Genomic DNA, 14,160 nt, shown 5'->3' with positions numbered 1-14,160 from the left:
GCGTCAGAACTGGAAGTAGAGGAAAGGCACCGCGCCGCGCGCGACGATCAGACCGAACGACAACAGAAAACCCGCTAGCGGCCACCCCGCCTGCCATAGCTGCCGCAGCGCCGTGTCGGGAAGGCTATCCCAACGCTGTTGCCAGAGCGGCAGCAGCACGCACACGATGCCCAACCCGGCAGCCAGAGCGTGCACGGGCCGCAGCAGCACGAGCGTCGCGTCGCTCAAGCCGATGCCATTCAAACCGAACTGGCCGCGATACATGGCGAGCGCGGCAGGGAAACCCGCCGCGCGAAAGAGTGTCCACGCGAGCATGACGAAAACCAGCGTCAGCACGTGCGATATCCAGGACGGCATGGTCGGCATGTCGAACCGGCGCCAGAGGCGCGCGACCATCAGGGCGATGCCATGAACGAGGCCCCACAGCAGGAAGTTCCAGCTATCGCCGCCGTGCCACAGGCCGGCGATCGCCATGGTCAGCAACAGATTGCGGCAGGCTTGCCACTCACCGTGGCGGTTGCCGCCTAGCGGGATGTACAGGTAATCGCGTATCCAGCTCGACAACGACAGGTGCCAACGGCGCCAGAAATCCTGAATGCTGCTGGCAAGGTACGGACGGTTGAAGTTCTCGGGAAAGCGAAAGCCCAGCATCTGCCCCAACCCGATGGCCATGGCGCTGTAGCCCGCGAAATCGAAGAACAACTGCAGCGTGTAGAAACCGCAGCCCAGCCAGGCGTCGGCCAGCGTGGGCGCGTGCGACGAGAAGATCGCGTCGACCATCGGCGAGAGTGTGTCGGCCACGAGCACCTTCATGCTCATGCCCACCATGAGCCGCCTTGCGCCGGCTGCAAAACCGTCCCAGTCGACCTCGCGCGACACCAGCTCGCGCCTCACCCACGCATAGCGAATGATCGGCCCCGCGATCAGATGCACGAACATCCCCTGATAGGCGCCGTAACGGATCATGCTGCGATCGGCCGCCACCGTGCCGCGCTGCACGTCGATCAGATAGGAGATGGATTGCAGCACGATGAACGAAAGCCCGATGGGCAGCACGACGTGTCGCCAGGGGATGGACCCTGCATGGCCTGCCCCCAGCACACTGTCGAGACTATCGACCACGATGTTGGCGTACTTGTACCAGCCCAATATCAGGACGTTGACGACGATGAACACGGCCAGCCAGCCACCGCGTGCACGCTGGCTCGGCGCCCTGTCTATGACCATGCCGCCGAACCAGCCCCAGAAGGTCAGCGCGATGAACAGCAGCAGAAAGACCGGGCTCCACCAGCCGTAGAAAAGCCAGCTGCAAAACAGCAGCACGCCATTGCGCCAACGCGCGGGCAACGCGACGTAGATCGCCAGAAAGGCCGGCAGAAACAGCGTCAGGAATTCGAGGGACGCGAAAACCATGCATCGTTCTCAATCGAAAAAGATATCTGGACCGACGCGCCATCGCGAAACACACCGAACCCCGCTCTGCCCGTCGTAACCAGATGACAAACGGGGAACAGCCGGAAATCGGCGATGAGCGGCGTCGCTTTCAAGGAGGAGGCGCAAATGCGATCAGTGGCTCACCGCGTCGTTCGCCATGAAGATGCGCGAATGCGCTCCGCCCGGCACGAGCAACACCGTATAACGCTGCCCCGCCGCGAGCGTACCCAGGCTGAGCGGCTGCCCCACAGGCTGGCCGCCGCAGACCAGCTGCACCGAGAGGGCGACCGGGTTGACCTGGCGCCGCCTGGCTTGTCCCACAGCCACGCCGTCGAGCAGCACGATGTCGCGACCCGGCACTTTCAGCGTGGGTGTCGCGCAGCCAGCGTCGAGGTTGTAGAAAGCCACCGAAGCTTTGAGCGCATTGAAGTCGTCGGGTTTTTCGCGGACCGTCACCGTATGCAGGCCACCCGCTTTATCCGCGCCATCGAGCGCAACGATGCTGACGAACTCGCCAGGCTGCACCGTCGCCGATACGTCCTGGTGCGCGCTACCGGCTCTCAGTGTGCCGGCCACCGGTTTGCCGGCGGCGATCGGAAGGAAGTGAGTGGCCGGGTTCGAGGCGTCGAGCGTCAGACGCGCTTTCGACCCCGCCGCGCTCACGTCGACCGGACCCGAACCGCCATCGACAAAACGCACGAACGACGAGTCCTCCGCGGGACCGGTCGGGTATAGCGGAATTTCTGCGGCCATGGCCGGCTGCACGGACAAACCGAGACCGGACAGAGCGAAGCCGGACAACAACAGGGAGGAGAGGAAATTTTTCATTCTTTTCTCGAACGGGAAACCTGGGCAGGCGCAACTCGAAGCCCGGCGCGTCATTTCTGCGGAACGACAGGCAGCTTGACCAGTGCCTTCATGATGTCCGTGCCCCAGTACTTGTAGCCGGTCGTCGTCAAATGCTGACCATCGACCGTCGCCCATTCGCCCGGCCTGGAAAACGTGAGCGAGTCGATGTACTGACACGGCGCGACATTGGCGGCGAGGAAAGACGACAGCTGCTTCACACGGGCGAAGCTCTTCTGATACTTGCCGCCCTCCGTGCCCCAGACCGGCCCTACCCAGACGCAAGCCGTCTTGTTGGCGGCCAGGTCTTGCGTCAGCGCCGTGACCTGCTGCCAGGCCCAGGCCTTCGGGAGATCGTCCTTGCTGTATCCGCCCGATCGTGTCGCCCTGGACGATGATGACGAGCTTGGCCTTGTTCGCGGCGATCAATTGATCGACGGGTTGGGTCTTCGCGTTGTGGTCGATGACCAGGGGCGCCTTGCCGTTACGCTCGGCGCCACCGCATGTGCCGGGCACGGACTTCACCCAATCGCCGGGAATACTGCCGCAGACGCTGTAGGTATGCACCTGCGCGCCAGCGGCGATCAACTGATCCTGCAACGTATCGATGAGATAACCGGGTTCGCTCAGATGGCTATCGCCAACTATGAGAATGCTGAGACCAGCAAGTACGGAAGCAAGCATGACTCTTCGACTCCTGAAAAATAATCAATGTCCGATCGATCAGTATGGCGGGCTACTGATCGCTGTAATGCGACTGGTAAGGGATGACCGGCATATCCAGTGCCTTCGTCTGTGGCGCAAGGGTATAGCGCAGATACAGGCCCGCCGCCCACTGCCGGTAGCTGGACGCGTTGTTGGCGCCCACCGAGGCTCCGCCAGTCAGATGATTGGTGAAGCGGTATTCGGCCGTGGCCAGCAGGTTGTAGCCGAAGCCGGTCGAGGACTGGTCGGGATGGATCGCGCCGTCGGCGAGGCCAATGGTCGAAGCCGCTGAGACTGCTGCGGCCTGCAACCCGCTGTCGGTCGGGAAATACGCCGAGCCGGCCTGGTGGTAGTACTGCACACCGACGGCCGCTTGCAGCTTGTAGGTCCAGCGCTCCGAACGCTGCGCCCACGTGAGCGGCAGGTTGAACGCATAGAACCGCTGCGGGCTGAAGTAGCCGCCGTTGCCGTAGGTGAAGTTGTTTTCGTTGTGGTCGTAGATCATGCCGCTCAGGTTCACGCCCGCGCTCAGCATGCTGTTCTCCGTGCGCAGCAGGTACCAGTACGTCCCGGCGCCGACCTCGGCACCGACGTTGGACTGGACGTTATGACCGTCCAGGTATTTCGCGGAACCGTAGCCGTAGACGCCGTAGTCCTGATTGTCGAGGCCGATCGCACCATGCACGCCGCTGGCAGTCACGCCACCCCAGCTCAAGCCGGATCGCGAATCGGTCGAGCCAGCAAAAGACGTGATGCTGTCCGTCACGGCGCGGCGCGATACGCCCACGTTGAACCAACTGCCCTGCCCGGCATCGATGGAGTTCCTGAACATCACGCCGCCAACGACATTGGTGTACTTGAAACCCAAAGGCGTGGTGCCGATGTCGGCCATCCAGTTCCCAGTCTCGTAGCCGAGACCCAGACCGACGCCGTAGGCGGTCTGTTTGCCCGGTGCGGCGACCTTGCCGGCCTGCTGCGCCCGGGTGGCGGCCGGGCCGCCGCCGAACTGACTGGCGCTGAAGACGTCGGTACCCAACGTGCCGCCCTCGAGTTCAACCGGCGTCACGCGAATGGAAAGCTTGCCGTTGTCGACCGGCAGCACCCCTTCCAGAGCTTGCTGCACGCTCGTTAACTGACCCGTACCGGGTGCTGCGTTGTTCGACGAGACGAACAGCCCACCCCTGACTTCCGGTGAACGCTGCGCACGGAGGTCGCTGAGTTCGTTACGCATTTCCTCGAGCGACGGCGAACCGTCCTGAGGCTCGCTCACCGCGACCGTGTCTTGCGGCGCCAGGCCGCCGACCGGCGTGCCCGCCACGGTTGGCAGAGCGGATGGAGCAGAGGACGAGCGCTCGCGCACAGCCGTGGATGTCACGGTCGAGGCAGTCGCGCTCGCCGCGGTAGCAGCCGGAGCAGCAGCGGGCCCGAAACCAGGCTTCTGGTTCGCCAGCACGCTGTCCGGCGCCGCGGGTTGCGGGGCGAACGTTTCGGCGGCGGGCTGGCGACTGTGGCGGACCTGACGACGGTGAGCGTCGTCGTGGTGGACAAAGGGATTGCCCGCCACGTGGACGTCTTGCGCCTGCACGCCGAGCCGCTTTTCCTTGGCGGCAATGGCGGATTCCAGCAGCGACTGCGCTTCGCGGGTCTTGCCCTGCATGACGTAAATGCGCGCGGCGCCGGCCAGCACGTCGGGATCGTTGGGCGCCTTCGCAACGGCCTCTTTCAATGCCGCATCGGCAACGCTGTTCTTTCCGGCCTGCACTGCCGCCATCGCGACGCCCAGTTGCAAACCCGGATTGTTGGGGTCGTTGACGAGCGCCTTCTGGTAAAGCGACAGTGCCTGGTCATACTTGTCATCGGCGGCGTACATGCGCGCGAGCGCGGCCGTGGCGAGGCTGTCGTTGGGCCGCTTCGCGAGGATCGGCGCCAGCGTGTCGTAGGCCTGCGCGAGGTCACCTTGCTGACGTTGCTGGTCAGCCAGTCGCACGGTGTAGAGGTAGTTCAGTTCGTCCAGTTGCCGGCGCTGGTCCGCGGTCAGCGTCTGGCCCTGCAACTCGCGCATCGCGAGCCCGGCCTGGACATACTGGCCGGTCTTGAGCAACAGGCCCAGATAAGCCAGTTGCACATCCGGGCCGCTGCCCTTCAGACCGTTAGGCATCAGCCCGTGCATCAGGCTCATGGCGCGCGGCGTGTTGCCCGCGTCGATATACGCCTGCGCCAACGCGCCCACCTTGGCCGGGTCTTGACCCGCTGCGGGTTCGAGCCGCGCCAGCATACTGCGCGCATCCTCCAGATTGCCTTCGAGCGCCGTTTGCGAGGCTTGCGCCACGACCCTCTGAAAATCGATCTGCTGCGCCGTCGCAACCATGTTCGGGGTGCGCGAGGCGGTGGAGATGCGCGTCATCGTGTCCTGCGCGCGCGTCCAGTCGCCCATCTGCATGGCCAGCAGCGCGCTCGCATAGAGCGCTTCGGGATTGTCCGGGTTCGTGACGAGCAGGCCGTCGACGAGTTGCTTCGCTTCGTCGGCATGACCCTGTTCGAGATCGTAGCGCGCCAGTTCCAGACGAATCCACGGGTTGTCGGGTGCGCTGCGCTGGGCGTCTTCCAGAATGTGCCGGGCCGTGCTCAGATCGCCACGCTGCGCGGCGGCATCGGCCCGAGCGGCGGCGACGGCGGCGCGCAGCCGATCGAGCCCGCCGATGCCGGCCTTCTGTTCGGGTGACATGCCGTCGATCAACTTCTGGGCCTCATCGGCGCGTCCCGTCTGCGCCAGGATATCGATGAGGCCGCTCGCCGCCTCGCGGTTATCGGGGCTTGTCGCCAGCACGTCGCGGTAGCCCTTTTCAGCACGCGGCAGATCGCCCTGCGCCGCATCCAACCGGGCCGACGCATTGCGCCCGCCCGGCTCGGCTGGATCCAGACGCAGCGCCTGATCGAGTTCGCGTCGCGCGGCGGCGAAGTCGCCCACGTTTTGCGCGCCCTCGGCCTGGTTCACCAGCAGCCAGTAGCGCGCGGAATTGAGGGCCTTGGCCCAGTTCGCGCCCGCGCCCGGACGCGACACCGCCCGCGACAGCAGCGCCTGCGCCTGCGCCAGGTCGCCTTGCTGCATGCGCACGAGGCCCAGTCCCCCCAGCGCATCCGTGCTGTCGGGTTTGTCACGCAGCACAGCGGAAAAGGACTGCTCGGCCGTGGTGATGTCGCCTGACTTGAACGCGGCGAAACCGCGTGTCAGTCGTGCATCCACGACCGGACCGGCCGCTGCGAGCGGATGCGGCGCCAGCATCTGATGGCGTATTTCGTCGTCGTCCGGATGCAGCTTCAGATAGTCCTCAAACCACGATCTGTTTTTCGGCGTGGGCGTGACCCAAGTCAGCACGGAGCGCCAGACTTCCGTCGCTTCGCCGCCGATGTCCGGACGAGCGGCAAGCTTTTCCAGAAGGGCGACACCCGCCGCGCGATCCTGTTCGTCGCGCACCATATGCTGGGCCAGCGGCAACATGGTGTTCGGATCGTTCGGCGTCTCGGCATTCAGGCGCTCGAGGCCCTGGATGGCCCGATCCACACCGCCATCCGTATAGCCGAGGTAGCTGTAATACTCTCGCGCCACACTGCCCTGCGGCGCTTTACCGCCCAAGGCCTTGTTATATTCGGCGATGGCCGCCAACAACGCGGCCTGATCCTTCTGGTTGACGGCGTCTTGCGCCATCTGGCGCGCCTTGGCGAACGTGGACTTACCCGGTTCGACCGCGAGGCGCAAGCTCTGCTCGAGCAGCGGCACGAAGCGGCTGCCCGGCGCGGCCGCGCGAAGTCTGGCCAGATACCCGTTCGCCGCCGCGAACTGCTGCTTGCCGACGGCGATCGTGCCCATCCCATACAGCGCCTCGGGCTGCTTCGGGTCGCTCAGCAGCAGTTTCGACCAGGACTGCGCGGCCAGATCGGGCTTGTCATGCGTTTGCCAGTAGCGGCCCTGTTCCAGCAGCATGTTGGACGTAGCATCCTGCGCCCAGCCCGGGTGGCCGACCGATGCGACCATCAGTCCGAGAATCCAGGCCCGGTTGCGGCTGCGTCTGACTACCATGACTTTCCTTGCTTATGATTGTTGCTGCCGCGATGCCCGCAGCCGCTCACGGGCTTCAGCGTCGCGCCGGGCCTGGCGGCGCCGCAAGAACGAAAACAGACCAACCGCGATCAGCACGAGCGCGATGATGCCCAGCGCCTTCAGCACCCACGCGAGCGACAGGCCGAATGAAGCCAGCCACCAGTCGAGGCCGCGCCAGATGCCGAGATGCCCGACGTAGTAGGTATGCTCGCTCACGAGCGAATCGACTTCCGTGCCGCGGATGGACACGAGGCTTCCCTGGATGGGCTGCTTGCCCGAGTTCGGCGCATCCAGCAACGCGGAGACCGCATCCGTCAGGCCGTCGGGCTGATTGCTGGCCAGCATGACCACGCTGCGGCCCGGTTGCTTCGGCGATTCGAAGCCTGCGAGCACGGCGCTCACGCCCTGCCCCGACCAGGCCAGCGACAGGCGGCGGGGTTCGGCGTCGAGGCGCGGGTTGGCATGGAACCAGCCCAGCACGCGACCCGGCAGATCCGATACGGCGAACTGCGCGCTGTGGTCATACGCCGCGGGCATGGTCCGCGCCCAGTCCTTGAGCCAGGCTTGATCCGCACCCGAGGCGATCACGAGCAGATCCTTGTCGGACGGCATCGCGTCGATGCGCTGACCGCGCAGCACGGTGACGCCGCGCGCCGGATAGCCGGTCGAATCGCCCATGCGGCCCATCACCGCCAGATACGTGCTGTATTCCGGTGTGCCCGCGTTGGGGCCCAATACGACGTCCGTTCCGGACAGGTCGGCCATGCGCGTGAACGGGAAGCCCGCCTGGGCGAACGAGGCCAGGTTCGGCATGGCGATGTAGTGCGGATACTGCGACAGATCGATCGTCGATTCGGGATCGACCGCGCCGCGCACGTTGTCGATGATGATGTCCCGGCACTCGCCCTGCTTGATGTAGTCGTACATGTAGCGGAACTGCAACTGGGTATTCGGCTGCAACAGCGCCTCCAGCGGCACTTCCAGTTTCGCCTGGCGCGGCAGGCTGCTGTCGGGCAAAACTTCGCCCCGCAGCTTGCTGCCGCCCTCGAGCCGTTCGAGCGAGAGCAGCGGAATCGACTTCATGAACTGGTCACTGACGCTGAACAGCAGCGACGAATTGACCATATAAGGCTGCGGCGTATAGCGGTAATGCAGGTCGATCGGCACGTTGGGCGCGTGCCAGCCGAACAGGTCGGGCGGCACGCGCATATTGATACGGATCAGATCGGGGCTGTAGCCCGACACCTGCAATTGTTTGGCGTCGACGAGTTCGCCCAACGACGTCGGACGGTCGGTGCGCAGCCAGCGCGGCGCATCGTACGGCTTGCGCGGCGCGAGGTCGGCGAACCGCGTGATGAGCGCGCTCGAACCCGACAGCGTCCGGCTGCCCGTGACCAGCGCGTCGGCGGCCTGCTTGAGTTCCTTGCCGTCACGGCCCATCACCAGCAACAGCTTGCCGTTGGGATCGTTGGGGTTGGTCACGACGGCGAGAGTCGGACCTTGCAGCGGCGAGTCCGCCAGGCTCGCTTGCGCCGCGCTGTCGACGATGACGACCGCGTTGCCCCTGGCAGGCACGGTAGAGATCGATGCCGGGAATTGCGCGCCGCGATATTTCGCGAATGCGCCGAACCACGACGACACAGCGCCGGCCGCTTCCAGCGCGGCCGTATCAGGATTGCCGGCGAACACGAACGGCAGGTCCAACCGGCGAATATCGTGCTCGTCGAAGAAGGGTCGCGGCAGGCGAGCCAGATCGCCGGCCTGCGCCAGCGGCTGGGTGTCGATGCTCAGCGTACTGTCGTTGCTGATGTTGGCCCACAGGCTCGAATGCAGCGGGTCTTCGCACTGGTTGGTGTAGTGGCCGATCAGTTGCAGACGCAGCTTGCTGTTCGCGGTGAACAGATACGGCGGCAGCGTGATAGTGCGCTGCAGGTTGGTGCCGGACGTGTTTTTGGGCACGTCGATCGATGCCGCCACCTGATCGTTGACCAGCACATTGATGTGCGACAGATCGGGCAGCAGCGCCGGCGAATAGGCATAGCGCAGGTTCAGTCGCGCACCTGTGACCACCCGATCGTCGCGCACGCCGACCGGCAGCGTATTGCTGCCGTCGACGCCGCGCAGGTTGAGCGCGTATTGCGCGCCGAGTTGCTGCAGCGAATAGGTCACCGTCGAAGAAGCCGCGGTAGCGGCTCCGGCGTCCGGCGCGGACTGCAGCGGCGCCGCGTTGCTATCTGCCGTTGCCGGCCGCGCGGACGGGTTGGCCGCGCCGCCGGCCGAAGCCGACGCATCCTGCCGCGCAGCGGCGGCAGCCGCCGCTGGTTGCGCGGCCTGGGTTACCGTCGATGTGACAAACACACAACCGAGCAACAGTGCCGGCCATACTGGTTGCGCAGTCATGCAACGCGCAAGGCGTGCCCGGGAGATGTCAGGCCGTCTTCTAAGCATGAGAACCTCTTCGTCCTTCTTCACGTTGCGATGTCTGGGGAATATCCAGGTCTAATCGATTCAGGGCACGCCGGTGCAGAAACACGCCGCCGAGCAAACCTATGAGCACGACGCTGGCGAGCGTCGCCACGAGCAGCAGCAGGATGTGGCTCGCGAAGAACCATTCGAGCGCGAGCCCAGGCGGCAAGGACCCGATGAAATAGCTTTGATCGTTGCTCAGCGTGGTGAGCGTGCCGTCATGCACGACCACGAGGCTGCCGCTGATCTTGTCGTCCGGACGCTTGCTGATGAGGTAGCGGTTGGCTTGCAGCACGTCCACGACAGCGTCGAGACCGTCCGGCGTATTGCCCGATACGACCACCGCGCTGCGGCCGCGAGCCAGCGGCGACTCGAGTCCCGCCAACATGCCGTCATGGTCGTCGCTGCCATACAGTGCGGCGATGGCGGCCTCGCGTTCAGCCTGCGCATGCCCACCCGTCAGCTTTTCCCACCACGCGGCGATCCAGCGGTCCGATGAGGCAACCGGAGCGAAGAAGCCGCGCGGCAGATCATCACGCCATGCTTTGAGCAAGGGCTGGTTATCGCCCGACGCCAGCACGAGCAGGTCCTTGCGACGCAGCGCGTCAACCTGCGCTGGATCGCCCACCGTCACGCCGAGCACCGGATAACCCGTGGTTTGACCCATGCTGCCCATCAGCGTCAGGTAAGCGGAATAGTCGCCAGCGACCGGCTGTGCGGGCAGGATCACCGCCGTCTCGGACAGATCGGCCATCCGCGTGAACGGAAAGCCTGCGTCTGCGAAGACGCGCAGATCCGGCATGGCTGCGTAACGCGGCAGGTGGGAAATGTCGATCGTCGAAGTCGGATCGATGGCGCTCAGGAGCGGGCCGCCGGGCACATCCTCGACGTGGTCTTGCAGCGCCACGGACTCGTAGCGATAGTCGAATTGCAGCGTCGTCAACGGCGGCAGCAGATAGGTCGGAACCCGTATCACCGCATAACCGTCCGACGCGTCGCCTGTCAGCGGCAAGGTCTGCAGGGGCGTGTTGCCGGCCAGCACACCGAGCTCCGAGCGCGTTGACTCCGGACGGGCCGTATAACGGTAATGCAGGTTCAGCACCGCGCCGCTGTTGTCAAAACCGAACAGACCCGGCGGCAGACGCAGGTCCACATTGATCGCCCCAGGGCGAAAGCCCTGCACCGTCAAGCGGTCCGCCGCTAGCATCTCGCCCAACTGCACCGGGCGGTCACCCGGCAGCCAGTTGGGTGCGTCATAAGGCTTGCGCGGCACAACGGAAACCGGGGCGTCGATCTTGACCCGAGAGCCCGACAGCGTCTTCGCGCCAAGCACCAGCGCGGTCGCGGCCTCGCGGATCTGCGCGTCGTTGCGGCCCATGACCAGCAGCAGCTTGCCGTTAGCGTCATTGGGGTTGGGCACGATGGCCAGCATCGGCCCTTCCACCGCAGGCAGGGTCAAGCCCGGCACCTCGCCCGGCAGCGCGAGCACCACCGCATGTCCATGCGCGGGTATCGCACCCAGGCTCGCGGAGAAGTGCGCACCGCGATAGCCCCCCTGCGCACCCAGCCACGAGGTCACGATACCGGCCGATTCGAGGCGCTGCGCGCGAGGCGCTGGCGGCAGCACGACGGGCAGGTCCACCCTGCGCACATCGCGCACGTCGAGGAACGGCGCGGGCAGTTGCGACAGGTCACTGGACAGGGTCGCCGGAACCACGGTCAGTTCCAGCGCACTGTCCGGCCCGGGCTTCAGCCACAGGTCGGAACTCAGCGGATTGTTGCCCTGATCGCTCGCCTTGCTATGCGCGATCAACTCGAGCGTGAGCTGGTTGAACCCGGACAGCAGCGACACCGGCAGATCCACACTGATATGCGCCGGCGTCCGCGGCGCCGGTTCGGGCAACGCTACGGTCGCCCCTACAACGCTGTTGAGCAACACCTTGAGATGCGAGAGCGTAGGCAGCAATGTGGACGAGTAACTGTAGTCCAGCACGAGCCGCGCGCTGACCACGCGCTCGTCGCGGCGCAAACCGAAGTCCATGCCCGCATAGGCATCCTCGCCGAGCAAGGTCAATCCCTGCTCCGCGTTTTGCCGCAGCAGCGGGATCCGGTAGGTATACGCGTCGGCCGGCGCCGCCGCGCCGAGTTCCGGGTGCGGGCTTTGCCGCACGGCATCGACCGGGACAGCCGACGCGGGCATCGTCGCGGCCAGCACGTCGCCCGCTCCGAGCAACAGGACCGAACACAACACCGCGCCCAACCGGCGCGCGCTCGTCAAGGAGCGCAAAAGCGACAGGTAGCCGACACTCACGATTGCTTTGTTCCCAAGTCGCTCGCCGGATCTGCGGACGAACGGCCAAGGCGCTCACGCCCACCCAGGAACAGATGCCGGAACAACTCCCCGAAGCCGCGCATGCCGACGCCGAGCACCTCGAACAGGCTTCGCAGCGGCCTGTCGGGACGATAGCTGCCCCATGAGGCGATCCAGCTGTCGGCGCGCGAAAACGTCGCCCCTATCCAGGCGCGCTCCTGAGCGATCGTCAGGGTCGGAAAACTCACGCCGATGGTGCGTCCGCGGCACACCTGCACTTCGGCCGGGAAAACGTCCTCGTAGTCGTCGCGCAACACCGCCACCGTGATGCGATCGCCGTGCTCCGGCAACGGTGCGCCCTCAGGCAGCACCAGCCCCAGACCACCATGCGAATAGTCGCTGGTCTGACAGTCGATGCGAGTTCCGTCGGCGTGGATCACGGCGGCCGGCAGTTCGATCTGGACCCGCGGAGCGAGACGCAACTGTCTCGATTCGCTCGCTACCCCCGCGGCCGCGCTGAGGTTCATGATGTTGTAGGTTACCCATACCAGGTTGAACAGAATGCTCGTCGCTTCGGGCCAGCCCGGACTGCGGATCAGACCTGCGACACCCACCATGAATCCGGTCAGATTGATGAGCAGCAGAACGATGTAGGGCCGGGCCATCGCCCAGTCCAGGAAGGACTGACGGATCACCCCGCCCTTGGACGTCACGTTGAAGCCTTTGCTGCCTGGAAAGAGTACGGCTTGCAACGCGGGCAGAATCACGTACCAGGCCAGTACCGTTTCGTAGACTTCGCTCCAGAACGAATGTCGGAAACGCCCTTGAATGCGCGAGGCGCCGAGGCTCGAAATGACGAGGTGCGGCACGACATAGGCCAGCACCATCAGCGCGGAAGCATGAAAGACGTGCGCGCCAAAGAACAGATACGCCATCGGTGTGATCAGAAACACGATGCGCGGCAAGCCGAAGAAAAAGTGCATCATCGCGCTCAGGTAACACAGACGCTGAGGCAGTGTTAGCCCTGCGATCAACAGCGGGTTGAAGCGACGGAATATTTCCGCCATGCCTCGTGCCCAGCGTATGCGCTGACCGACGTGACGCCCCAGACTCTCGGTGGCGAGACCAGCTGCCTGAGGGATGGCGAGATAGGCCGTGTTGTAGCCCCTCGTGCTCATCTTGAGCGCGGTGAGCGCATCTTCCGTGACACTTTCCGTCGCCACGCCGCCTACATCCTCCAGTGCCGAACGCCGCAGCACCGCGCAGGAACCGCAGAAAAAAGCGGCATTCCACAAGTCGTTGCCGTTTTGCAGCACGCCGTAAAACAGGTCACCCTCGTTGGGCACCTTGCGGAAGGTTTCGAGGTTGCGCTCGAACGGATCGGGCGAGTAGAAGACGTGCGGCGTCTGCACCATGGCCATCTTCGGATCTTTCAGGAACCAACCCATGCAGACCTGCAGGAACGAGCGCGTCGTAACGTGATCGCAGTCGAACACTGCGATGTACTCGCCGCTCGTCCTGGAGAGTGCCGCGTTGAGATTGCCTGCTTTGGCATGCGCGTTGTCCGGCCGGGTCAGATAATCCACGCCAGCCTGCTCGCAGAATTGCCGGAATTCGTCACGACGGCCGTCGTCCAGCACATACACGCGCAGCTTGTCGGCCGGCCAGTCGAGCAGCGTGGCGGCCAGCACCGACTGCCGCACGACCTGCAGCGGCTCATTGAACGTGGGAATGTACACATCCACCGTCGGCCATGCCGAGCTATCGGCCGGCAAGCGCGCAGGCCGGCGATGCAGAGGCCAGAGCGTCTGAAAGTAGCTGCACAACAGCATGAGCACCGCGTACCCTTCGGCCAGCAGCAGAAGGCAGCCAAAGGTCATGTCGAGCGAGGTGGTAAAGGACAGCGTCTGCGTCAGGCGCCAGTACAGGTAGCGCAAGGACATAAACACCGACAATGCCACCAGGGACACCGTGATGATCCTGCCGCGAATGCGGTTCAGCAGAACCGCGACGACCATGCAAAGGATGCCAAACGTCCATTGCTTCGACACGGCCAGATTGACCGTCATGGCAGAAGTGAACAACAGCGCGGCCAATAGCGTCACTGCCAGCCGCAGCCAGTTCGACGCCCATAGCGGTGTCCCCGCTTCCAGAAGTTTGTCGTCCCAACTTCCGGCATCGTCACTCTGGTCCGTGTTGCGCGTTTGCCGCCGCTGCTCCGTCTTGCTCAGCCTGCGTTTGATCTGTGCCATGGAAAGGTCTTCTAGCGCGTGCGCCGGTTCGGCACGACGCGCAGGTT

Annotated in this window: 8 protein-coding genes; 1 reads left to right on the top strand and 7 read right to left on the bottom strand. The window is 64.8% G+C overall.

Annotated features, from left to right (window positions below):
* Positions 1–3: 3 nt before the first annotated feature.
* The 3 genes from OKW26_RS09115 to OKW26_RS09105 form a co-directional block, all read right to left on the bottom strand.
* Complete coding sequence (locus OKW26_RS09115) at positions 4–1,413, bottom strand: MBOAT family O-acyltransferase (RefSeq protein WP_429353371.1); 1,410 nt, start codon at positions 1,411–1,413, stop codon at positions 4–6.
* A 153-nt stretch (positions 1,414–1,566) separates the two neighbouring features.
* The gene (locus OKW26_RS09110; protein WP_429353370.1) at positions 1,567–2,262 is read right to left on the bottom strand and encodes a cell division protein FtsQ; all 696 of its coding nucleotides are present in this window, start codon (positions 2,260–2,262) and stop codon (positions 1,567–1,569) included.
* Between the two features lie 50 nt (positions 2,263–2,312).
* Positions 2,313–2,501, bottom strand: a complete 189-nt coding sequence (locus tag OKW26_RS09105; RefSeq protein WP_429353369.1) for a hypothetical protein — start codon at positions 2,499–2,501, stop codon at positions 2,313–2,315.
* Positions 2,502–2,640: 139 nt separating this feature from the next.
* On the opposite strand from OKW26_RS09105, the gene OKW26_RS09100 reads away from it, so the two are divergent.
* Complete coding sequence (locus tag OKW26_RS09100; protein ID WP_429353368.1) at positions 2,641–2,988, top strand: hypothetical protein; 348 nt, start codon at positions 2,641–2,643, stop codon at positions 2,986–2,988.
* A gap of 28 nt (positions 2,989–3,016) precedes the next feature.
* On the opposite strand, the gene OKW26_RS09095 is transcribed toward OKW26_RS09100, so the two are convergent.
* Genes OKW26_RS09095 through bcsA form a run of 4 tightly spaced genes read right to left on the bottom strand, consistent with a single transcriptional unit; the run spans position 3,017 to position 14,113 of the window.
* Positions 3,017–7,018 carry a cellulose synthase subunit BcsC-related outer membrane protein gene (locus OKW26_RS09095; protein ID WP_429353367.1) on the bottom strand — a complete coding sequence of 1,334 codons (4,002 nt, stop codon included), beginning with the start codon at positions 7,016–7,018 and terminating at the stop codon, positions 3,017–3,019.
* 57 nt (positions 7,019–7,075) lie between these two features.
* The gene (bcsB, locus tag OKW26_RS09090) at positions 7,076–9,484 is read right to left on the bottom strand and encodes a cellulose biosynthesis cyclic di-GMP-binding regulatory protein BcsB (protein WP_429353366.1); all 2,409 of its coding nucleotides are present in this window, start codon (positions 9,482–9,484) and stop codon (positions 7,076–7,078) included.
* 40 nt (positions 9,485–9,524) lie between these two features.
* Positions 9,525–11,861: a cellulose biosynthesis cyclic di-GMP-binding regulatory protein BcsB gene (gene bcsB / locus OKW26_RS09085; RefSeq protein ID WP_429353365.1), complete on the bottom strand. Its 2,337-nt coding sequence runs from the start codon at positions 11,859–11,861 to the stop codon at positions 9,525–9,527.
* A complete protein-coding gene (bcsA, locus tag OKW26_RS09080; protein ID WP_429353364.1) occupies positions 11,858–14,113 on the bottom strand; it encodes a UDP-forming cellulose synthase catalytic subunit in 2,256 nt (751 codons plus the stop codon). Before bcsA ends, bcsB (OKW26_RS09085) begins: the two co-directional genes overlap by 4 nt.
* Positions 14,114–14,160 lie beyond the last annotated feature (47 nt).

It is taken from the genome of Paraburkholderia sp. 32, from assembly GCF_050435345.1.
GTDB lineage: Bacteria > Pseudomonadota > Gammaproteobacteria > Burkholderiales > Burkholderiaceae > Paraburkholderia > Paraburkholderia tuberum.
Note: the sequence above shows the minus strand (reverse complement) of the source record. Positions and strands in the feature narration are given on the sequence as shown.